General features: G+C 65.5%; 18 protein-coding genes. 12 read left to right on the forward strand and 6 right to left on the reverse strand.

Going from position 1 to position 21,752, the window contains the following annotated elements; translation table 11 throughout:
* The first annotated feature begins 16 nt into the window (after positions 1-16).
* Positions 17-736, forward strand: a complete 720-nt coding sequence (locus tag DL240_RS02510; RefSeq protein WP_111728277.1) for a DsbA family oxidoreductase — start codon at positions 17-19, stop codon at positions 734-736.
* 125 nt (positions 737-861) lie between these two features.
* Complete coding sequence (locus tag DL240_RS02515) at positions 862-2,394, forward strand: hypothetical protein (RefSeq protein WP_111728278.1); 1,533 nt, start codon at positions 862-864, stop codon at positions 2,392-2,394.
* Positions 2,395-2,429: 35 nt separating this feature from the next.
* On the opposite strand, the gene DL240_RS02520 is transcribed toward DL240_RS02515, so the two are convergent.
* A complete protein-coding gene (locus tag DL240_RS02520) occupies positions 2,430-3,326 on the reverse strand; it encodes an SRPBCC domain-containing protein (protein WP_111728279.1) in 897 nt (298 codons plus the stop codon).
* Positions 3,327-3,446: 120 nt separating this feature from the next.
* Between DL240_RS02520 and DL240_RS02525 the strand changes: the two genes are divergently transcribed.
* From DL240_RS02525 to DL240_RS02540, 4 genes are all read left to right on the forward strand, one after another.
* Positions 3,447-4,283 (forward strand): EI24 domain-containing protein, encoded by an 837-nt coding sequence (locus DL240_RS02525; protein ID WP_111728280.1) that lies wholly within the window; start codon positions 3,447-3,449, stop codon positions 4,281-4,283.
* 61 nt (positions 4,284-4,344) lie between these two features.
* Positions 4,345-5,610 carry an aminoacetone oxidase family FAD-binding enzyme gene (locus DL240_RS02530; protein ID WP_111728281.1) on the forward strand — a complete coding sequence of 422 codons (1,266 nt, stop codon included), beginning with the start codon at positions 4,345-4,347 and terminating at the stop codon, positions 5,608-5,610.
* Between the two features lie 124 nt (positions 5,611-5,734).
* Positions 5,735-6,532 carry an SRPBCC family protein gene (locus DL240_RS02535; protein WP_111728282.1) on the forward strand — a complete coding sequence of 266 codons (798 nt, stop codon included), beginning with the start codon at positions 5,735-5,737 and terminating at the stop codon, positions 6,530-6,532.
* Between the two features lie 51 nt (positions 6,533-6,583).
* Positions 6,584-7,753, forward strand: coding sequence for a zinc-dependent alcohol dehydrogenase (locus tag DL240_RS02540; RefSeq protein WP_111728283.1), 1,170 nt, complete (start codon positions 6,584-6,586; stop codon positions 7,751-7,753).
* 23 nt (positions 7,754-7,776) lie between these two features.
* On the opposite strand, the gene DL240_RS02545 is transcribed toward DL240_RS02540, so the two are convergent.
* Complete coding sequence (locus tag DL240_RS02545) at positions 7,777-8,283, reverse strand: GNAT family N-acetyltransferase (protein WP_111728284.1); 507 nt, start codon at positions 8,281-8,283, stop codon at positions 7,777-7,779.
* A gap of 74 nt (positions 8,284-8,357) precedes the next feature.
* Between DL240_RS02545 and DL240_RS02550 the strand changes: the two genes are divergently transcribed.
* A complete protein-coding gene (locus DL240_RS02550; RefSeq protein ID WP_111728285.1) occupies positions 8,358-8,753 on the forward strand; it encodes a VOC family protein in 396 nt (131 codons plus the stop codon).
* Positions 8,754-8,779: 26 nt separating this feature from the next.
* Positions 8,780-9,436, forward strand: coding sequence for a carbonic anhydrase (locus DL240_RS02555; RefSeq protein WP_111728286.1), 657 nt, complete (start codon positions 8,780-8,782; stop codon positions 9,434-9,436).
* A gap of 3 nt (positions 9,437-9,439) precedes the next feature.
* Here DL240_RS02555 and DL240_RS02560 read toward each other — a convergent pair whose 3' ends face one another.
* A complete protein-coding gene (locus tag DL240_RS02560; RefSeq protein WP_111728287.1) occupies positions 9,440-9,811 on the reverse strand; it encodes a hypothetical protein in 372 nt (123 codons plus the stop codon).
* Between the two features lie 156 nt (positions 9,812-9,967).
* Here DL240_RS02560 and DL240_RS02565 point away from each other — a divergent pair, with 156 nt between their 5' ends.
* From DL240_RS02565 to DL240_RS02580, 4 genes are all read left to right on the forward strand, one after another.
* The gene (locus DL240_RS02565) at positions 9,968-11,848 is read left to right on the forward strand and encodes a heavy metal translocating P-type ATPase (protein WP_199589706.1); all 1,881 of its coding nucleotides are present in this window, start codon (positions 9,968-9,970) and stop codon (positions 11,846-11,848) included.
* A gap of 274 nt (positions 11,849-12,122) precedes the next feature.
* Positions 12,123-14,876, forward strand: coding sequence for a hypothetical protein (locus tag DL240_RS02570; protein ID WP_111728288.1), 2,754 nt, complete (start codon positions 12,123-12,125; stop codon positions 14,874-14,876).
* Between the two features lie 423 nt (positions 14,877-15,299).
* The gene (locus DL240_RS02575; protein ID WP_111728289.1) at positions 15,300-18,050 is read left to right on the forward strand and encodes a hypothetical protein; all 2,751 of its coding nucleotides are present in this window, start codon (positions 15,300-15,302) and stop codon (positions 18,048-18,050) included.
* A gap of 193 nt (positions 18,051-18,243) precedes the next feature.
* A complete protein-coding gene (locus DL240_RS02580; RefSeq protein WP_111728290.1) occupies positions 18,244-19,431 on the forward strand; it encodes a hypothetical protein in 1,188 nt (395 codons plus the stop codon).
* Between the two features lie 3 nt (positions 19,432-19,434).
* Here the strand turns inward: DL240_RS02580 and DL240_RS02585 are convergent, their stop codons facing one another.
* From DL240_RS02585 to modA, 3 genes are read right to left on the reverse strand one after another with little or no spacing between them, the layout of a single operon-like run.
* Entirely contained in the window at positions 19,435-20,136 is a 702-nt protein-coding gene (locus DL240_RS02585) for a sulfate/molybdate ABC transporter ATP-binding protein (protein WP_111728291.1), read from the reverse strand.
* The gene (locus tag DL240_RS02590) at positions 20,136-20,939 is read right to left on the reverse strand and encodes an ABC transporter permease (RefSeq protein WP_111728292.1); all 804 of its coding nucleotides are present in this window, start codon (positions 20,937-20,939) and stop codon (positions 20,136-20,138) included. Before DL240_RS02590 ends, DL240_RS02585 begins: the two co-directional genes overlap by 1 nt.
* Positions 20,936-21,751 carry a molybdate ABC transporter substrate-binding protein gene (modA, locus tag DL240_RS02595; protein WP_158542307.1) on the reverse strand — a complete coding sequence of 272 codons (816 nt, stop codon included), beginning with the start codon at positions 21,749-21,751 and terminating at the stop codon, positions 20,936-20,938. Before modA ends, DL240_RS02590 begins: the two co-directional genes overlap by 4 nt.
* Between the last annotated feature and the right edge of the window lies 1 nt (position 21,752).

The following is a 21,752-nucleotide window of genomic DNA, read 5'->3' on the forward strand; positions in this document are numbered from 1 at the left end:
CTGTGCAGGATGTACCATGAAAATCGAGATCTGGTCCGACGTCGTCTGCCCCTGGTGCTACATCGGCAAGCGCCGCTTTGAGAGTGCGCTCCAGGAGTTTCGCGCCGCGCATCCCGAGGAGGCGATCGAGATCGTCTGGCGGAGTTTTGAGCTCGACCCGCAGGCCCCCGAACTCCGCGAAGAGCCGCTGGTGGAGCACCTGGCCGCCAAGTACGGCATGTCCCTGGCCCAGGCTCGCCAGGCCGAGGCCCAGGTCGTGGCAGCGGCCCATGGCGAGGGGCTGGAGTTTGACTTCGCCGGGGCCCAGAGCGGCAACACCTTCAACGCCCACCGCCTCATTCACGCCTCCCGGGCCCGGGGCCTGGACGACGCGATGAAGGAGCGCCTGATGCGCGCCTACTTCACCGAGGGCCGGGCCGTGGGCCGCGCCGCCGTGCTTGTGGAGCTGGCCGAAGAGGTCGGCCTGACCCCCGACGAGGCCCAGACCGCGCTCAACGACGAGGCCACCGCCCGGGCGGTCCGCCAGGATCAGGCCCGCGCCCGCGAGCTGGGCATCCGCGGGGTTCCTTTCTTCGTGCTCAACGGTCAGCTCGGCGTCAGCGGAGCCCAGCCTCCGGCCACCTTCCTGGGCGCGCTGAACCAGGCCCGCGCCAGCGCCCCGCTGACCATGGTGACGCCCTCGGCGGCCCCCGAGGCCGGCTGCGACGACACCGGCTGCAAGGTCGGCGACGAATAATCTGCACCAGTAAGGAGGAGCGGCGTTGGCATCAACGCCCGGGCGCGCTAGCCTTAAGACACCTTGGATGTCTTATCGCGCCCCTCCTCCTGCCACGGGCGCGAGTTCTACCCCCGGAGTATGCAGTGAACCTCCTCCCCCCGACGCGCCCCCCCTTCTTATCTCTGGCTCTGATGCTGACCCTGCTCGGGTTAAGCGCGGCCTGCTCCTTTGAACCGGCGAGCTTTGCCGGCGTGCGCTGCGACGACGAAGACGAGGTGCGACCGGGTCTGGAGTGCCGCGATGGCTTCTGGGTCGACCTGGACGCCGGCACCGACGCCGACGTCACGCCCCTTCCCGACGCCGACGTCGATCCGGAGCCCGACGCGGATACCGACGTTGATCCGGGCCCCGACACCGACACCGGCTGCCAGGCCGAGAGCGACCTGGAGCTCTGCGAGGCGGCAAGCCTGGCCTGCGGTCCGCTCCAGGTCGAAGACCGCTGTGGGGAGAGCCGGGACCTGAACTGCGGCAGCTGCCAGGCGTCCGAGATCTGCGAGGAGGGCTCCTGCGTCTGCGTGCCCGAGAGCGACCAGGCCTTCTGCTCGCGCCAGGCCGCCGACTGTGGTGAGGTCATCGCCGAGGACAACTGCGGAGAGAGCCGCACGGTCACCTGCGGAAGCTGTGAGTCGGGATACGTCTGCGGCGACGACCAGCGCTGCACCTGCCCGGGCGAAACGGTCAGCGAGCTCTGTGCAGACAACGCGATGGCCTGCGGCGTCGACACGGTTATCGACGGCTGTGGCCTGGAGCGGGAGATCAACTGCGGCGGCTGCACAGGCCCTGGCGAGGAGTGCACCGCGGAGTTCAGCTGCCTCTGCGAGCCCGAGAGCGACCAGGCGCTTTGCGATGCGGCCGGCGCGACCTGTGGCCCCCTGACGGTCACCGACCGCTGCGGCCAGACGCGCGCTCTCGACTGTGGCGGCTGCACCGGCCCCAACGAGAGCTGCACCGATGACAACCAGTGCGCCTGCGAGCCTCGCTCCATCACGGAGTTCTGCGCCGACCAGGGGGCCATGTGTGGCGTGGTCACCGCCAACGACATCTGCGGCAACTCCCGCACCGAATCCTGTGGGGAGTGCAATGGCTCCCGCGAATACTGCTCGTTCGATCACCAGTGCGTCTGCGTCCCGATCGACGACACGACCTACTGCTTCACCGAGTCGGCCGAGTGCGGCATCCTCTCACGCACCGACAACTGCGGAGAGCCGCGCAACATCGACTGCGGCAGCTGCCCCGGCCAGGGCAAGGTCTGCACCGTCAACAACACCTGCCTGGCCTGCCAGCCCCCGACCGATGCCGAGATCTGTGAATCCGAAGGTGCCCAGTGCGGCACGCTCAATGTGATCGACACCTGCAACCAGCTCCGCGAGGTCGAGTGCGGTAGCTGCTCGGGCACTGGCGAGGAGTGCACGTCCGAGAACCAATGCCTCTGCGAGCCCCAGAGCGAGGCGGAGCTCTGCGCGGCGAATAATTATCGCTGTGGCAGCTACGACACGGTCGTGGACAACTGTGGCGAGTCCCGCGAGATCAACTGCGGGGGTTGTTCCACCGGTTCCTGCCAGCAGGTCGACGACGTGCGCTGCTGCAGCGGCGTCGGCCTTCTCTGCTGGAACTGAGGCGCGCTCGCCAGCCCCCCCTCCTGGGGGGGGGCTCAGGCCTGCACCTGACCGCCCAGGTAGCGCTCCAGGGCGGTCATCACCTGCGGCCAGGCCCGTTGAAAATAGGCGTAGGTACTCGCCCAATCCTCGGTGCTGGGCGAGCCGGCCTCATCGCTCGGAGCCGGCCAGCCGGTGTGGACCAGGCGCACCCGGGTGACCCCTTCGGCCGCCTTGATCGTTTCGAAGGTCACCACCACCCAGGTGTGGGCCTGACGCGTCGGATGGTCGGGGGGCGCGTTCCAGGTAAAGCTGAGCATGCGCTCGGGAAGGTAGCTCAAGACCCGACAGCCCTCGCCGCCCCGCGCCGGCTGGTCGGCGTCGAGAAAATAGATCTCAAAGGGCCCGCCGATGCGCAGCTCCATTTGCGCATCCTGACCAAACCAGCTCCCCAGCTCCTGGGCGCGGGTCCAGGCGCTCCAGACCCGTTCTCGGGGCGCCGAGATGATGCGCTCCACCTCGATGGCCTCCAGTGCATCCCCCTCAGCTGCCAGCGTCGCCGGCCCCTCGATCACCACCACCGAATCCACCGGGGGCACCCGAAAGTGCGGGTTTTCGATGATGCCCAGGCGATTGCCATCGGGATCGGCCAGGCTCGCCACCCGGATGCCCTCCCCGGTGTCGTAAGGCTCGCTCAGCGCACGGGCGCCGGCGTCGAGCAAGCGCTGCCAGGCCCGATCGATATCCTCCACGCCCCAGAGCGCCTCTACCCCCTGGGGGCCGGGGCGCTGGGCATCGCCGGCCGGCAAGAGCCCCAGCTCAAAGCCCCCCACATCAAACCCCACGTAAAAAGGCTCGGCAAAATAGGGTTCAATGCCGAGGAGGGCCTGATACCATTGGCGAGCTTTGTCGATGTCCTGGACCGGGTAGATGGCGCTTCGCAATCCGAGCATGGTGACTCCGGTTTTTTGTGAGCGGAACGTGAGACGTGCAAGCCGGCCCTCATACCAGAAAGTTGCGCACCGCGCGCGCCCCCCAAACCCCGGGGGGAGCACTCCACGCCGGAGAGATGAATGCCCGCCCCCCTGCCCCCTGACACCATCCTCGACGACCTCCACAAGCTGCGAGACGCCTCCCGCGGGCGCCGCTTTTTAGGGGGGCTGAAGCTGCCCCTGCGCGCGGCCCGTTTTCTGGCCGCGCGCCGCCAGATGTGGCCCTGGGCCATCATCCCGGCCCTGATCAATCTGGCGCTCTTTTTGGTCGTGGCCTCCGCTCTGGCGCTCAACGCCCCGGACCTGTTGGGCTGGCTGTGGTCCCAGCCCGAAGCCGGCTGGATCAAGGCCCTGTGGTACGTGGTGATGGTCCTGGTGGGCGCTGCCTCGGTCGTGCTTACCTACTTTACGGTCCTGATGGCCGCCGGCGTGGTGGCCAGCCCCTTCAACGACCAGCTCTCGGTGATCACCGAACAAGAGCTCCGCGGCCAGCTCGCCAACGCGCGCGCTGGCGAGGCCCTGATCGTGGGCATCCTGCGATCCATCGGCATCAGCCTGCTTACACTGGTCGCCTACCTGGCCTGCATCCTCCCCCTGCTCCTCTTTCACCTGATCCCCGGCGTGGGCAGCCTGATCAACACGGTGCTGGGCACCCTGATCAGCGGGGTCTTTCTCTCCTTTGAGTACAGTGACGCCGCCCTGGATCGTCAGGGCCTTCGCCTCTCCGAGAAGATCGGCCGGGTGCGCGGGCAACTCGACCTGGCCGCGGGTTTCGGGGTGGGAACCGCCCTGCTCTTGCTGATCCCGGTGGTCAACCTGCTGACCATGCCCATCGCCGTGGTCGGCGGGACGATGCTGGGCATTGAGCTGCGCCGCACCGCCACCGAATCACGCCGCCCTTGCCCCGACGCCCGGTGAAGGCTATCAGGCCGCAGCAGCGCGCTGGTGCGCCCCCTCCTCCCGAGTCTTGAGCATACGCATGAGTACCCCTTACGACCTGATCGTCATCGGCGGCGGCGCGGCCGGCTTCTACGGCGCCATTACCTGTGCCGAGCGCCTGACCGAATGCGGCCTGGAGGCCCGGGTGCTGATCCTGGAGAAGTCGGCCCGGGTCCTCGACAAAGTGCGCATCTCCGGGGGCGGACGCTGCAACGTGACCCACCATTGCTTCGAGCCCAGGCGCATGGCCACGCATTACCCCCGGGGGAACAAGGCCCTGATCGGCCCACTGCACCGCTTTGGCGTAAGCGAAACCGTGGCCTGGTTCAACGCCCGGGGGCTCAAGCTAAAGACCGAGGCCGACGGGCGGATGTTTCCGGTCAGCGACGACTCCCAGTCGGTGATCGACACCCTGCGCCGGGCTGCCGACGAGGCCGGGGTCCAGGTACGCACCCGGGCGGCGGTACGTTCGGTCGAAGCGCTCCGTGGTGACGCCGAGGAGCCGGCCTTTGAAATCACGCTGCGCGGCGACCAGACGCTGCGAGCCCGTCATGTGCTCCTGGCCACCGGCGGGGCTCGCGCCGGTGGCGGCGCGGAGCTCGCCAGACAGCTCGGCCACGACTTAATCGAGCCGGTGCCCTCCCTCTTTACCTTTCACGTCGATGACTGGCGCATCCGAGAGCTGCAGGGCCTGGCGGTCGACCCGGTCCGGGTGCGGGTCATCGACCAGGACCTGCACAACGAGGGGCCGGTCCTCATCACCCATCGCGGCTTCAGCGCTCCGGCCATCCTCAAGCTCTCGGCCTGGGGGGCTCGCCAGCTCCACGCGCTCGACTACCGCTTTGAGCTCGCCATCGACTGGCTCCACGGCGCCGATCCCCGACCGACCTTCGAAAAGCTCCGCCGACAGGCCGGCACGCGCCAGGTGCATACCCGCAGCCCCTTTGAAGCCATCCCCAAACGCCTGTGGCAGCGCCTGGTTCAGGCCGCCGGCATTGATGAAGGCTGCACCTGGGCCCCCCTCGAAACCGAGCCCCGTGAGCGCCTGATCGCGCAGCTCACCGACGCCCGCTTTGCCGTGCGCGGCAAGAGCACCCACAAAGACGAGTTCGTGACCGCCGGCGGCGTCCCCACCGACGCCGTCGACATGCGCACCCTCGAAAGCCGCCGCTGCCCGGGGGCCTTTGTGGCCGGCGAGCTCCTGGATGTCGATGGCGTCACCGGGGGCTTCAACTTTCAGAACGCCTGGACCACCGGGCACCTGGCCGGCCGCGCCATCGCCGAGCGACTGGGCGCCTGGGGCTGAGCCCTCCCCCAAAAATGTTTGGGCCTCGGCCTGTGGCTTCTACCTTCAATAGGACCGTCTACTCGCCGGCGCCGCCCACGATGGCGATGCGCCTCGATGTCCTTTGTTGGGAGGGAAGCCAGCCATGTCGCAGACCTCTTCGGAATCCACGTCGCATCTTCCCGGGCCGCAGCACCGCGCAGACCGCGCGCTCGCGCAGGCCCCGGCCCCCGCTCAGGAGCCGGGGCTCGATCTCCTGAACTGGCCCCTGATCCTCAGCGGCTCCGCGCTGACCGTCTTCGCCGTAGCGAAGCGCCGAGGCATCCGCCAGCTCCTGATGGTCGGCGTCGGCGCCGGCCTGATCTACCGCGGGATCTCCCCCGGGTTTGAGAAAGGATTAAAGCGCCTGATCGCCAACACCGCCGCCACCGATCCAGTGGAAATTTCGGCCAGCGTCACCGTCGCCCGCCCCGCCGACGAGGTCTTTGCCTTCTGGCGAGACCCCGAAAACGTGCCGCGCTACCTCCGGCACATCAAACGCGTGGAGTACCTCAGCCCCACCACCATGCGCTGGGTCGCCGCGGTTCCTCCCGACATGGAACTGGCCTGGAACGCCGAAATCACCGAGGAGCGTCAGGGCGAATTCTTTGCCTGGCGCTCGGTCGAAGGCTCGGAGCTGGTCAACCAGGGTGTGATCACCTTCCGCACCACCCCCGAGGGGCTCACCGAGGTGCATTTACGTCTAATCTACCAGCCTCCTGGGGGCGCATTCGGGGCGCGCATCGAGAACTTCTTTAAAGCAATCCCTGAGCAAATCTTAAGAGAAGAACTCCGAACCTTTAAACAACTCGTTGAGACCGGTGAAATCCCCACCGTCCGCGGGCAGTCCTATGGCGGCACCATCACTCGCGAAGAAGGCATCTGGCAGCTCTCCAACCGCTGACCCCGACGCCTTGCTCGACCCTGCTGACACGACCTTGAGTCTGGAGGTTCTATGCGTGCCCTTTGCTGGTTTGGAAAACACGACCTTCGCTTCCAGGATGTGCCCGACCCGAGCATCCTTAACCCTCACGACGCCATCATCCGGGTCAGCCTCACGGCCATCGGCGGCTCCGACCTCGCCCTCTACCAGGGAAAAAATCCCACCATGGAGGCCGGCGACATCCTCGGCCACGAGTTCATGGGGGAAGTCGTCGAGGTCGGCCCCGAGGTCGCGCACCTGGAAGTGGGCGACCGAGTGGTCGTGCCGGCCCCCATCGCCTGTGGCCGCTGCCATCACTGCCAGCACGACGCGTTTGCCCTCTGCGACAACTCCAACCCCAACGCCTGGATGGCCGAACGGGTCTTCGGGCATTCCCCTGCCGGCATCTTCGGATACTCCCACCTCTTCGGCGGCTATGCCGGTGGTCAGGCCGAATACGTGCGGGTGCCTTTTGCCGACGTGGGCCCGATCAAGGTTCCCGAGCACTTAAGCGACGAGAAGGTGCTCTTTCTCTCCGACCTCTTCCCCACCGGATATCAGGCCGTCGACGTCGCCAACATGGCGCCCGGAAGCACCGTGGCCATCTGGGGCTGCGGTCCGGTGGGCCTCTTTGCCATCAAGAGCGCCTTTATGCTGGGGGCCGAGCGGGTCTTTGCCATCGATAACGTCCCCGACCGCCTGGCCATGGCACGCCATCAGGCCGGCGCCGAGGTGCTCAACTTCGCCGACGATCCGATCGTCGACGCGCTCAAAGAGATGACCGGCGGCCGCGGCCCCCAGGTCTGCATCGACGCCGCAGGCATGGAGGGACACCACAAAGGTTCAACCAACATCTTCGAAAGGGCCCGGCTGACCCTGGGCATGGAAAGCCGCACCCACGACGCCCTGCTCGAAGCAATCTTGGCCTGCGCCAAAGGCGGCACCCTGGTCCTCCCGGGCATCGCCGGCGAAGACGCCGAGAACCTCCCCCTGAGCGCCGCCTTCAGCAAGGGGCTCACCCTGAAAATGGGGCCGACCCACGTGCAGCGCTACCTCAAGCCCCTGCTGGCCAGAATCGAAAAAGAAGAGATCGACCCCGGCTTTGTAATCACCCACCGCCTGCCCCTCGTCGAGGGCCCCGAGGCCTATCAAATGCTCCACGACAAAGAGGAGGGATGCATCAAAGTGGTGATGCGCCCCTGACGGAGCCTCACACTTGCGGCCCCTCAGAGATCCGCGAAGAGCGCGTGGTAGCGCACCAGCCCGGCGGCCTCTCTCAGCGCTCCGGGCACCAGCTCCACCGCCATGAACACCTCGGGCGGCACATCATACTCCGAGCGTAGTCCGAAGTGCTGCGCCGGACGAAACCCGGCCTTCGGGTAGTAGGTCGGGTGGCCGAGCACCACGACGGCCACCGCCCCGAGCTCCCGACTCGCCACCAACCCCGCCTCGATCAATGCCAGCCCGATGCCCTCCCCTCGCCGCCCTTCAACCACCGCCATCGGCGCCAGCCCCATCGCCAGCTCCCCCTTCAAACCTTCGACCCGAACCGGCGTCAACGCGATATGTCCCACAATGTCTCCCCCGTCTTCGGCGATCAGAGACACCAGGGGCTCCACCGGCTGCTCATGAAACGCAGCCACCAACCGCGCCTCCGCGTCGCTCTCAAACGCACCCGCATAGAGCGCAAAAAGTGCGTCTTTATCCTCCCAATGGTAGCTCCGAAGCTGCATCTTTTCTCCTTCCCGGGTAAAAAGGCTCCATCCTTGAGCAGGCCCTTCACTCTCATCTCTCCTCAGGAGGCACCATGCCGACCACGCTGACTCCCGCCCTGATGTTCGAGGGCGACGCCCAGGCCGCCATCGATCTCTACACCCGTACCTTTGACGACGCCGAACTCTTGCACGTCGAGCGCTTCGGCGAAGACACCCCGGAGCATGCCGGCAACATCATCCAGGCTCAGGTTCGACTCGCCGGACAGGTCCTGATCTTCACGGACAGCAGCGTACGCCACGACTTCTCGTTCACGCCATCGCTCTCGCTCTTTGTGCACTGCGACTCCCGCCAGGAGGTCGATCGTATCTTCTCAGCGTTGAGCGAGGGCGGTCAGGTGCTCATGCCCCTGGATACCTATCCCTTCAGCGAGCGCTTTGGCTGGTGCAACGACGCCTTTGGCGTCTCCTGGCAGATCGCACTTCGCTAACCTCGCCACCCTTTTTGGAGTACTCGATGCCCGACGCAAGCTACCGACGCATTTTTGAACTCAACCGCCGCTGGGTCGAAGAGCGCAACCACGAAGACCCCACCTTTTTTGAGAAGCTTGCCCGGGAGCAGAACCCTGACTTTCTCTTCATCGGGTGTGCCGACAGCCGGGTTCCCGCCTCCACGATCATGGGAGTGGAGCCCGGCGAGGTCTTCGTGCACCGGAATGTAGCCAACCTGGTGGTGAACACCGATCTCAATGTAGCCTCGACCATCAACTACGCCGTCGACCACCTCAAAGTGCGCCACATCGTCGTCTGCGGACACTACGGCTGCGGCGGAGTTCAGGCCGCCATGCAACCCCGCGATCTGGGCGTGCTCAACGGATGGCTGCGCGAGATTCGCGACGTCTACCGCCTCCACAAAACCGAACTCGACGCCATCGCCGACCAGGAGCAGCGCTACCGTCGTCTGGTCGAGCTCAATGTGCGCGAGCAGTGCATCAACGTCATCAAGACCGCCGAAGTCCAGCGCAACTACCTGGAGCGTGGCGCGCCTCTGGTCCACGGCTGGGTCTACGACCTCTCCAGCGGCTACCTGCAGGATCTGGAAATTGGCTTCGAAGCGCTGCTCGACGAGGTGCGCGAGATCTACAGCCTGACCCCGGGCAGCGAATCCCCTTAAGCCCTACTCCCCTTCGGGCAGCTTCGACTGAAAGGAGATCTGGAGCCCTCCCGGAGCGCTGGCAAAGTAGATGCGCTCGCCATGCAGATCCATCGGCCCCTGCGGGCTCAGGCCCTGCTGGCGAGCATGCGCAGCGAAGGCATCGGCATCATCGACCACCACCTGGAGCATGGTGCCGGCTGCCATCCCCTCCCCCTCCTCCCAGATCTCCACCCAGCTCTCCCCGGCCGGAAAGATCGCCCCCATGAACGATTCAGGCGGCACGCCCTCCGGACGCTCCATCGCTCGCTCCGCCAGACCGAGCTTTCGCAAAAACTCTGCCTGAGCGCGACCCTCCGCGCTGACCTGGCAGAAACGAATTCCAAGCACCTTCATCGCAACCTCCGGGGATAAAACGCGCTCCGGCATGCGCCTTTACCCGATCGAGGCTGGCCATGCCGGCCAAACGCGCTATTGGACGTAGAGCAGCCGTGGCTACTACCGCCGCGGCCCTCTTAATTGTTGACTGGACTGGAGTAGTCGGAGCCGACCTTGAGCACAACCACCCATTCTCGCACCTGGCTCAGCCAGGAGAGCGTCATCGCCACACTGACGATCATTGCCATCGCAATCCACCTGGCCTTGCGCTTCGGGCTGCACCTGGAGCACGCGCAAAACTGGCCTCTCTATGTGGCACTCACCCTGGGGGGCATCCCGCTGCTCTGGGAACTCGCCAAAGAACTCCGGCACCTCAACTTCGGGGCGGACTGGCTCGCAGGCATCTCCATCGTCACCTCCGTGCTCCTTGGCGAGTATCTGGCCGGCACCATCGTCGTCCTGATGCTCTCCGGCGGCGAAGCCCTGGAGCGCTACGCGGCCGGCCGGGCCTCGTCGGTGCTCAGCGCCCTGGCCGAGCGCATGCCCCGAAAGGCCAACCGCGTCACCGACGGCAAGCTCGAGGAGATTGAGCTCGACCAGGTCCGCGTGGGCGACCACCTGGTGGTCATGCCCCACGAGCCCTGCCCGGCAGACGGCGAAGTCATCGAGGGCCACGGCTCCATGGACGAGTCCTACCTGACCGGGGAGCCCTACCTGATCTCCAAAGCTCCCGGCGCCGCCGTAATCTCCGGCGCGGTCAATGGCGAGCAGGCCCTGACCATCCGCGCCACTCGCCTGCCCGAAGACTCACGCTACTCGCGCATCATGAAGGTGATGCGCGAGTCTGAGCAGCGCCGCCCTCGCCTGCGCCGCCTGGCCGACCAGCTCGGCGCCTACTACACCCCTCTGGCCGTGGTGCTGGGGCTGGCCGCCTGGGCGCTCAGCGGCGATCCGGTGCGCTTTCTGGCAGTGGTCATCGTGGCCACCCCCTGCCCCCTGCTGATCGGTATCCCGGTGGCGCTGATCGGCTCGATCTCCCTGGCGGCTAAACGCGGCATCATCATCAAAGATCCACGCGTGCTGGAGCGGGCAGCCCAATGCCGCACCCTGATCATCGACAAGACCGGCACCCTGACCATCGGCCGCCCCGAACTCACCGAAACCATCCTCGGGGGCGAACTCTCCGAAGACGAGGTCCTGGCGATCACCGCCTCCCTGGAGCAGTACTCCAAGCATCCCCTGGCCCAGGCCATCCTCCGCGCCTCAAAGGAGCGCAACCTGGCCATGCATCCGGCCAACGCCGTCAGCGAGCCTCCCGGCCAGGGCCTCACCGGCGAGGTCCAGGACCGCACGATTCAGGTCACCAGCCGCACCAAACTCGCCAAAGTAGAGCACCCCGACCTCGCCAAAATCCCCCCGGTGAGCTCGGGACTCGAATGCGTGATCCTGGTCGACGACCGCTATCAGGCCACCCTGCGCTTTCACGATGCCCCGCGCTCCGACGGCCGCCCCTTCATCCAGCATCTGGGGCCCCGTCACGGCTTTGGCAAAGTCCTGCTCGTCAGCGGCGACCGCACCGCCGAGGTCAAATACCTGGCCGAGCTCATGGGCATCGAAGACTACGTGGGCGACCAGTCCCCGGAAGACAAGGTCGCCATTGTGCGCCGCGAAATCGAAAGCGCGCAGGTTCTCTTTGTCGGCGACGGCGTCAACGATGCCCCGGCGATGGCGGCCGCCACGGTGGGCGTGGCCTTTGGCCAGGCCCACGAGGTCACCTCCGAAGCCGCCGGTGCCGTGCTTCTGGAGCCCACGCTAACCCACCTCGATGAGCTCCTCCACGTCTCGGCCCGCATGCGGCGGGTCGCGCTCCAGAGCGCAGTCGGTGGCATCGGCATGAGCATGGTCGGCATGGTCTTCGCCGCCTTTGGCCTGCTCCCCCCCATCGCCGGCGCGCTGGCACAGGAGGGCATCGACCTGATCGTGGTCGTCAACGCACTGCGCACCGCCCGCCCCGGCGGTCCCCTCAGCGATCTCAACGATCACGCCAAAAATTAACCCTTTCGAGTGACCCCTCGTAAGGCAGCACTAACTAACCGACCGGTATTAAAAGCAAATCAAGCACCTCTTGCAGTGCGCCGCATCATCCGCTTCCCTTCCCGCATGTCGTAAACATGAAGGTCCGCCGCGGAGATGGTCTCCGCGTATGGCAGTCGTCTACTCGCCACCCTCCCGGGGCATGGCGAGCGTGACGTCCTGCCCGGGGCCCTCATGCGCCTGCCGGACGCCCATACCGGGCGCCGTCTCCGCGTCTGCGGAAAGGAGCATTGAGATGCATTGGACGTTCAGACACTCCCCCCGTCTTGTGGTGGCTGGCCTGCTGGCCTGCTGCGCGTTGGCCTGCGGTCAGGCCGACGACACTTCCCCCCAACCCCCGGCCGGGCAGCTCAACCAGCGCATGGCAGCGCAGCCCGGGCCCGGCGCGGACGCCCCCACCGACCGTGGGGACCTCGATCTTCTGGCCCGCGCCGCGGCAGAAGGCGATGCTCGCACCCTCGACGCCTCACTCGAAGCGCTCTACCGCGTGCAGGGACCGGTGCAGCTGGTCACGCAGGGACCGATCATCGACTACTCGGGCCACCGCCAGCCGGTCTACATTCGCCACGCCAACAGCCCCGATCTGCAGGTGATGATCGCAGCGGGCACCGAGTTCAAGCTCGCCATCCGTGACTCCGCCGGCAACCTCCGGGAAGTCGGGTACACCTACGAAGAGGTCGACGGTGGCCTCGCCATGGTTCAGATCAGCGCCGGCGATCTTCCTTACGCCGGCATCCTGCTCCTGGGCTCCCGCGGCGCCGATCTCGAAGCCCTCGGACAGGATGTTTTCGCTCTGGCGGTGATCGACGATCCCCTCACCTGCGAAAACGCCGAGCGGGAGTGCGCTCCGGGCGATGTCACCTGCATGCTCAAAACGCATAGCTCCTGCATCACCTCCAACTTCGACGCCATCCCCGCCCTGAACGAAGACGCCGAGCCCTCCCGGCTCATCACCAGCTACGTGGAACGCCAGAGCAAATTTGGCGCCCTCTCCATCGACGCGGTCGACGAAGAGAGCGGCAGCGTCACCCTGAGCTGGGCTCACGAAGATGCTCAGCCCGACAAGGTCCTGGAGGTGCGCCCCGATGGCACCCAAACCCCCCTGGCGTTCGAGCGCATCGATCGCCGGAGCATTCGTCTTAAAGCCTCCGACGAAGGGTTCTCCCCCGAGACGCTGATCGCCCTCCAGGGCCCCGGCTCCTCGCTTCAAGACGTTGGGATTGTCATCGCCCCCTTCTTCGGGTGGTTCGTCCCCGACAAGACCTGGACCTACTCGGGCTGCCTCCAGTTCCAGAACCAGGCCGAGTTCACCCCCACCAACTCCTACGTCCCCCTGCACAACATCGACGTACGCATCTCCACCAGCATCGACGGATTTTTCTTCGTGCCCTGGTCGCCTGTGCGCACCAACAGCAAGGGCTGCTTTTCCGCGCGTAGAACCTTTCGCGGACTCTTTGCCGGCAACAAGCGCTACGCGCGGGTCCAGTACCGCCTCCGCGACGGGAACTTCTTGAGCTGGAACATCTTCAGCCTCGACGCATTCTTCCGCCAGAGTTTCTCGATCATCCGGCAAACCGGAAAGCTCTCGCATAGCTCGTCGGGCCATGCCCTGGGCACCATGACCTTTGCCCCGGGACAGCCGGGCGCACTCGGCAACCCCGAGCACCGACGCCGCTCCGTCGCCTTCGACGCGATGCGCCGCATCGACAACAAAGCCAGCACCCAGAACAGCTGGCTGCGCTTCAACGGGCCGGTGCTCTTCAACTACCCCTTCCTCTTCAACGGTGTCGGTTTCGCGGTACCTTCTCCTGTAAACACCCTTCACCAGATCTTTCTCTCCGGCGACGAGTGGTCGTTCAGGGACGCCATCCATGAAATTGCCCATGCCTGGCACTACAAACATCGCAGCGGCGCTCTCCCCAACCTTCCCTCCAGCCTGATCAACGGCTGGGACACGCACAACTGTCAGGAAGACGACAACGTGGCCTTTTTGGAAGGCTTCGCCGAGTACTTTGCCCACGAAGCCCTCTGCGGCGCCATCTTCAACTCTGGCCAGTGCATCCCCGGAAGCCACCCGCACCCCAACACCCTCGCCGGGCTTCGAAACGACCCCACCTGTGCCGCTGAAGGTCAGCCCCCGCTCAACTCAATGCACCGGGTCATTCGCCAGGACGACGGCGTCACTCATGGGCTCAAGCTCCTCACCGCAGACCACTTCAATCTCCGAGACTTCCAGTCCACCATGACCTACGCCGAGCCCAACTTCGCCACGTACCTCGACCCCGCTTGTTACTGGAGCACGATGGACTACGACTTTTGGGATCTGCTCTGGACCTTCAAGGCTGACCCCGGCAAGGGCTACCCCGCGCACTTCTCCACCTCGCCGGGCAACAACCTGCTGCACTTCTTCCATCGCTTCGCGGCAATTCACCAGACGCACCCCTACTTCCTGGAACCCCGGGTGCACCTCCTGGACCCGAACTCCCCCAACAACCCGAGCGACGTCTGCTTTGAGCGCTGTGCTCAACCGGCCACCATGGTCAACGGTCAGCAGATCAACGCAACCCCGGAGCCCGGCTACTGCAAGGTTACGCCGGCTCCCGCCAACGTGACGGTGCAGACAAGCGGCCGCACCTGGTTCACTCACCAGGTGCCCACCTGCCCGGTAGGCAACTACGACACCGCCAACTGCCACGTGCTCACTCCGGCGCCGGGAGTCGAGCCCTTCATCTACCTGGGCCAGCTCTACACCACCGCGCTTCCCGGCGGCGTCTGCCCCGACGGCTGGTACGACGGCGCCAACTGCCTCATCGCACAGCCGCCCCCCGGCATGTCAGCCTTTATCTATGAAGGCATGCTCTACTTCACCGCCCTCTACGAGTGCCCGATGGGCGAATCCATCGGGAGCAACATCTGTCTGATTGGCGCCTCGCCAGCGGGGACCGAGGCGATGGTCGCTCCCGGCAACATCCTGGGCTACATCGAGTGATCCCTCCCCCCAAGGCTAAGTAAAGCCTTCTGAGCCCTCAACACTCGCCGCGCTGCGCTTGCAGCGCGGCGAGTGTTTTTGACAGGCAGGCATGTACCTGGCCTTGGTCGTCAACGCTCCGCGCGCCCAGGAGTTACACCCACTTCCAGGTGAACTCATGTCGCCCCATGCCACACAAACCAACCCTTCAACATAAAAAGCAAACTAAACCCTCCTTGCCGCACCTGCTCTCATCTGGTTCCCTTTCCGCATGACGTACACATGACGGTTCGCCGCGGAGATGGTCTCCGCGCAAGGCAGAAGCTCGCCCTACACACCCCCTAATGGGGCGTGTCGATTGCGCTCGCCTGCCCGGAGCCCTCATGCACCTGTCGGACGCTCATACCGGGCGCCGTCGCCGCGTATGCGGAAAGGAGCATTGAGATGCATTGGACGTTCAGACACTTCCCTCGTCTTGTGGTGGCTGGCCTGCTGGCCTGCTCCGTGCTGGCCTGCGGTCAGACAGACGACACCTCCCCACCGGCCAGCCAGCTCAGCCAGACCATGGAGGCGAATCCCGGTCCCCTCGCTGACGAGTTCTCCGAGCGCGGGGACATCGACCTCCTGAGCCGCGCCGCGGCAGAAGGTGACGCGCACACGCTCGATGCATCACTTGAGGCGCTCTACCGCGTGCAGGGCCCCGTGCAGCTGGTCACGCAGGGGCCGATCATCGACTACTCGGGCCACCGCCAGCCCGTCTACATTCGCCACACCAACAGCCCCGATCTCCATCTGATGATCACCGCCGGCACCGAGTTCACGCTCGCCATGCGCGATGCGGCCGGCGACCTCCAAGAGCTCGGATACACCTACGAAGAGGTCGACGGTGGCCTGGCCAGGGTTCAGATCAGCGCCAGCGACCTTCCCCATGCCGGGATCCTGCTCCTGGGCTCTCAGGGCGCCGATCTCGAAGCGCTGGGCCCGGATGTGTTCGCCCTGGCGGTGATCGACGATCCCCTCACCTGCGAAGGCGCCGAGCGGGAGTGCGAGCCGGGCGACGCGGCCTGCATGCTCAAAGCGCACAGCCCCTGCATCACGTCCAACTTCGACGCGATCCCGGCCCTGAACGAGGATGCCGAGCCCTCCCAGCTCATCACACGCTACATGGAATCCCGAAGCAAGTTTGGCGCTATCAATATCGACGAGGTCGATGAGGAGAACCGCAGCGTCACCGTCAGTTGGACCAACGAAGAAGTCCAACCCGACAGGGTCCTGGAAGTGCGCCCCGATGGCACCCAGAAATCTCTGGAATTTGAGCGCATCGATCGCCGTCGTGTTCGCCTTAAAGCCTCCGATGAGGGGTTCTCCCCCGAAACGCTGATCGCCCTCCAGGCGCCGGGCCCCTCCATTCACTCCTTCGGGTTTTTCATCATCCCGATCATCATCGGGTTGTTTACCCGCGACAAGACCTGGACCTACTCGGGCTGCATCCAGTTCCAGAACGAGGCCCACTTCACCCCCAACCACTCCTACATCCCCCTGCACGACATCGACGTGCGCATCTCCACCAGCCTCGACGGGGTTTTCTTCATGCCCTGGGCGCCTGCGCGCACCGACAGCAAGGGCTGCTTCACAACTCGTAAAAAATTCAGAGGGCCCTTCGCCGGATGGAAGCGCTATGCCCGGGTTCAGTACCGCCTCCGAGACGGGAACTTCTTCAGCTGGAACCTCTTCAGCGTCGACGGAGTCTTTCGCCAGGGCTTCTCGATCATCAAGCAAACCGGCAAGCTCTCGCATAGCTCCTCAGGCCATTCCCTGGGCACCATGACCTTTGCACCGGGACAGCCGGGCCGACTTGGTCACTCGAAGCACCGACGCCGCACGGTATCTTTTGACGCGATGCGTCGCATCGACCACAAGGCCCGCACCCACGACGGCTGGCTGGGCTTCAACGGGCCAGTGTTCTTCAATTACCCCTTCCTATTCAACGGCGTGGCCGTCGCCCCGCCCTCTCCCGTGAGCTCCTCTCACTTCATCTTTGTCTCCGCCAACAAATGGACATTTAAGACCGCCGTCCATGAAATTGCCCATGCCTGGCACTACAAGCACCGCAGCGGCTCTCTGCCTAACCTTCCAGTCAGCCTGGTCGAAGGCTGGAGCACCCACAACTGCCAGGAGGATGTCAATGTAGCCTTCCTGGAAGGCTTCGCCGAGTACTTCGCCCACGAAGCCCTCTGCGGCGCAATCTTTGACTCCGGCGGATGTCTATCCAACTACGGTCACCCCCGCTCCCTCGCCGGGCTTCGAAACGACCCCACCTGTATCGACGCGGCCCAGCTTCCTCTCCTCTCGACCTCCCAGGTCATTCGCCAGGACAACGGCGTCACCCATGGGCTCAAGCTCCTGACCGCAGACCACTTCAACATCCGTAACTTCCAGTCCAGCTATACCTACGCCTACCCCAATCACGCGACCTACCTTGACCCCGCATGTTACTGGAGCACGATGGACTACGACTTCTGGGACGTGCTCTCGACCTTCAAAGCGAACCCCGGAAAAGGCTACCCCTCCCACTTCTCCACCTCGCCGGGCACCAGCCTGCTGGACTTTTTCCAGCGCTTCGCAGCGGTTCACCAGACGCACCCCTTCTTCCTCGAACCCCGCCTGAACCTCCTGAATCCAACCTTCACCTTCAACCCGAGCGACATCTGCTTTGAGCGCTGCACTCAACCAGCCGACATGCTCAACGGTCAGCAGATCAGCGCAACCCCGGAACCCGACTACTGCAAGGTCACGCCGGTTCCTGCCAACACAACCGTGATAGCGAACGGCCGCGGCTGGTTTGCTCCCTGGCAGCCGATCTGCCCGGTAGGCACCTACGATGGCGCCAACTGCCACGTGCTCACCCCGGCGCCAGGTGTAAGCCCCTTCATTCACCAGGACCAGCTCTATACCACCGCGCTTCCCGGTGGCATCTGTCCCGACGGCTGGTACGACGGCGCCAACTGCCTTATCGCGCAGCCGCCCCCCGGCGCTTCAGCCTTTATATGGGAAGGAAAGCTCTACTTCACCGCCAGCTACGGATGCCCGATGGGCGGCATGCACATCGCGGGCAACATCTGCCTGGTCGGCGTCGCGCCAGAGGGGACCGAAGCGACGGTCGCTCCCGGCAACATCCTGGGCTACATCGAATGATCCCTCCCCCCATGGCTAAGTAAAGCCTTCTGAGCCCTCAACACTCGCCGCGCTGCCCTTGCAGCGCGGCGATTTTTTTGCGCGGCGGCGCAAAACCCGACGAGAAAATCACTGACCTTGCGTTCAGCGCCACCTTCCACCATCATCCCCTCGCGTTCGGACGCCTTCGCACTTCCCGATCACGGAACCCACCATGGCAAACGCCGACCACACCTCTGACGAACCTCGCGCCTTCAAGCACTGGTTCGACCGCGCGCTCATCCTCGAACTCAGCACCTCGCTGCACCAGGTGCGCGAAGACTTCGACACCCACACCTTTGAGCAAGACGCCACCGCCGGGCTGGAATCCCTGGAATTTATGGAGCGGGTCACCCAGATCGCCGATGCCCTGCTCGCTGCGATGCCCTGGCCCACCTCCGAACGTATGCAGACGCTGATCGCAGCGCTTCCTCCCACGCTCGACCACATCGAGGGCGGTACGGTCGAGCGCGGCTATCGCTTCTGGCCCTTCGGTGAGCATATTGCCCGCAGCGGCCTCGATGACGTGGACGCGAGCTTCGAAGCGATGATTGCACTCACCCGGCGCTTCTCCTCGGAGTTCGCCATCCGGCCTTTCCTGCAAGCCGACCTCCAGGACTCCCTCGACCGGCTCGAAGCCCTGGTGCATCACCCCAGCGAACATGTGCGCCGTTGGGTAAGCGAGGGAACCCGTACTCGCCTCCCCTGGGCCCGCGCCGTCCAGGGGCTGCGCGACGCCCAAGACCGACGCCTCTCCCTGCTTGATCAGCTGCGACACGACCCCGCGCGCTATGTGCAGCGCTCGGTGGCCAACCACCTTCAAGATATTGTGAAAGACGATCTGGATGCCGGCCTGCACACGCTGGAGCGCTGGGGCCAGGAAGCCGGCTTACCCACCCGCAAGTCGGATCTGGGCTGGGTGGTACGCCACGCCTCCCGCGGGCTACTCAAGGCCGGTCACCCCCGGGTTCTGCGCCTCTTCGGATACGAACCCGGTCGTATCGACGTGGAAGCCTTCGCGCTCTCACATGACGAACTCCAGGCTGGCGAAAATCTGACCCTCAGCCTGGCTCTCCATAACCCCACCGACACCGCGATATCGGTACGCGTCGACTACGAACTCACCGGCCCCACACGCACAGGCCGCACCTTCGCCAAGACCTTTCGCTGGAAAGACCTCACCCTCTCCCCTGGCGAGCGCGCTCCGGTCGAGAAGCGCCACGCCTTTGCGCATCGCTCCACCCGCAAGGTGTACACCGGCCTGCATACCCTGCGTGCGCTCATCAACGGGGAGCCCTCATCTGCCCACGAGGTCTGGATCGAAGGTCTTCCGGGCGACGCCCCCTCCCCTCGCCAGACCTGAGCCCTAAACCCCGGTAAACTCGGCCACAAACGCCGTCTGGGGCGCCTGGCGCAACGCCTCAAGCGAGCCCCTCTGCACGACACGCCCCCCTTCCAGCGCCACAACCTGGGCCCCCATCGCCTCAACGTCGCGCCAGTCATGGGTGACCATCACCGTGTGAATCGCGTGCTCCGAAAGCACCTCCGCCAGGCGCCTTCTCAGGCGCCGGCGAGTGATGGCGTCGAGCGCGGAGAGGGGCTCATCGAGGAGGAGGACGCGGGGCTCACTGGCGAGCGCACGGGCCAAAACCACGCGTTGCGCCTGCCCTCCCGAAAGCTCGTGGGGGCGACGACCGGCCCAATCACTCGCCTCAAAACACTCCAACCAGACGCCGGCTCGTCTGCGGGCATCCTTCGCGGTACCAGGCGCCCCGAAGGCCACGTTTTCCAGCACATTCAGATGCGGAAAGAGGCTTGGCCCCTGCGGCACATAGCCCACCCGACGCAGATGCGGTGCGCTCCAGATCTTCGCCGCACTCTCCTGCCAGACCTCATCGCCACAAACGATGCGGGCCCGGTCCGCACGCATCCCGCCACAGAGAAGTTTCAGCAACGAACTCTTGCCGGCGCCGTTGGGGCCGATCAACGCCACGGGACGCCTGCCGACCTCCAATGCCACCTCCAACTCCAGCTCCCCGAGCCTGTGCGCGACCTCGACTCGGAGCATCAGCGTCCCCCTGCCCGACGAACCCAGCCCGGCAACGCGCGCAGCGCGACCAGCAGCACCGCGGCGATGCCTCCTAGCGCCAACGAGAACGTAATCGCCAGATGCACGTCGCGCTCCAGCGCCGCATAAATCGCCAGCGGCATGGTCTGGGTCACCTCGGGGAGGTTGCCAGCGAAGATAAGTGTGGCGCCAAACTCCCCCAGCGCCCGGGCCCAGGCCAGCGATGCCCCGGCAAGGAGCCCCGGTAACGCGGCCGGCACCGCCACTCTCCAGATGGCCTGGATGCGCGACGCCCCCAGCGTCTGGGCCACCAGGAGCTGCTCAGAACTCACGGCCCCGAAGGCCGTGGCCGCTCCCTGCACATAAAAGGGCGCGGCCACCACCACCTGAGCCACCACCACCGCCGGCGACGAGAAAGGCAACGCGAGGCCGACGCTCTCCAGCAGCGGGCCCAGCAATCCGCGGCGGCCAAAGGCCGCCAGCAGCGCCACCCCCACCACCGCCGGCGGCAACACCAGCGGCAAGTCCACCAACACCGCCACCGCTTTCCCCCAACGCGAGCCGGTTCTGGCCAGCCACCACCCCAGTGGCGAGCCGCCTAACACCACCAGCACCAGACTTATCAGCGAGGTACGCAGGCTTAAGAAGAGCGCCGGTGTAAAGCTCGGGTCGGAGATACCCTCCCAGATCTCCGAGGGCGACGACGAGGCCACCAGCGCCACCACCGGCAAGAGCAACGCCGCCAACAACCCCAGCCCGGCCGCCGTGGCGACCCCGCGCCCGGTGCTGACCAGCGCCTTCATCGCGCCACTCCCGGACCAAAGCCCCGAGCGCGAAGCAACTCCTGCCCCACCTCATCTTGCACCAGCTTCAGAAAGCGCTCCGCATGCTCGCGTTGCGTCTCACTGAGGTCACGCGCACGGCTCACACCGTACTCGGCGCGCACCTGAAGCGCTTCGGGAATCGGCACCTCATGAAGCGCCGCCGAGCTCCGGGCGTCCGTGCGGTACACAATCGCCGCATCGGCCTCACCCAACTCCACTTTGGCGCGAACCTGCCGCACGTTGGATTCGCGGGAGACCACCCGGGCTTCCAGCTCCCGGGCCAGCTCTGGGTCACGCTGCGCGACGTTCGCCAGCAAGCGTTCGGTGTACCGGCCCACCGGCACCTCCGGCGCACCGATCACCAGACGCTCCACACCTCCCAGGTCCTCCAGGCCCTTGATCCCCAGCGGATTATCTCGCTCGACAATGATGGTGAGTTCGTTGGTGGCAAACACCCGGGCGGGCGCCATCAGTGATTGGTCCACCAGCGCTTCAAGATGATGCAGGTTCGCGCTGGCAAAGACGTCCACCTCGGCGCCCTCTTCGATCTGCAGCCGCAAGGCCTGGCTGCCGGCGAGGTTCAGCACGACGTCGACGCCGGGATTGGCGTGTTCGTAGGCTGCGGCGAGCTCGTCAAACACTTCGCTGAGCGACGAGGCGGCGGAGACTCGGAGCCGGGTTTCGGGGGGGGCCTGGCGCTTGCAACCGATGAGCCCCACCATCACCACCATCACCAGCAACAGCCCCCTGCCCCCACCGGGTGCGATCTTCGTGCGTAGACGTCGCTGCATC

The organism is Lujinxingia litoralis (genome assembly GCF_003260125.1).
GTDB lineage: Bacteria > Myxococcota_A > Bradymonadia > Bradymonadales > Bradymonadaceae > Lujinxingia > Lujinxingia litoralis.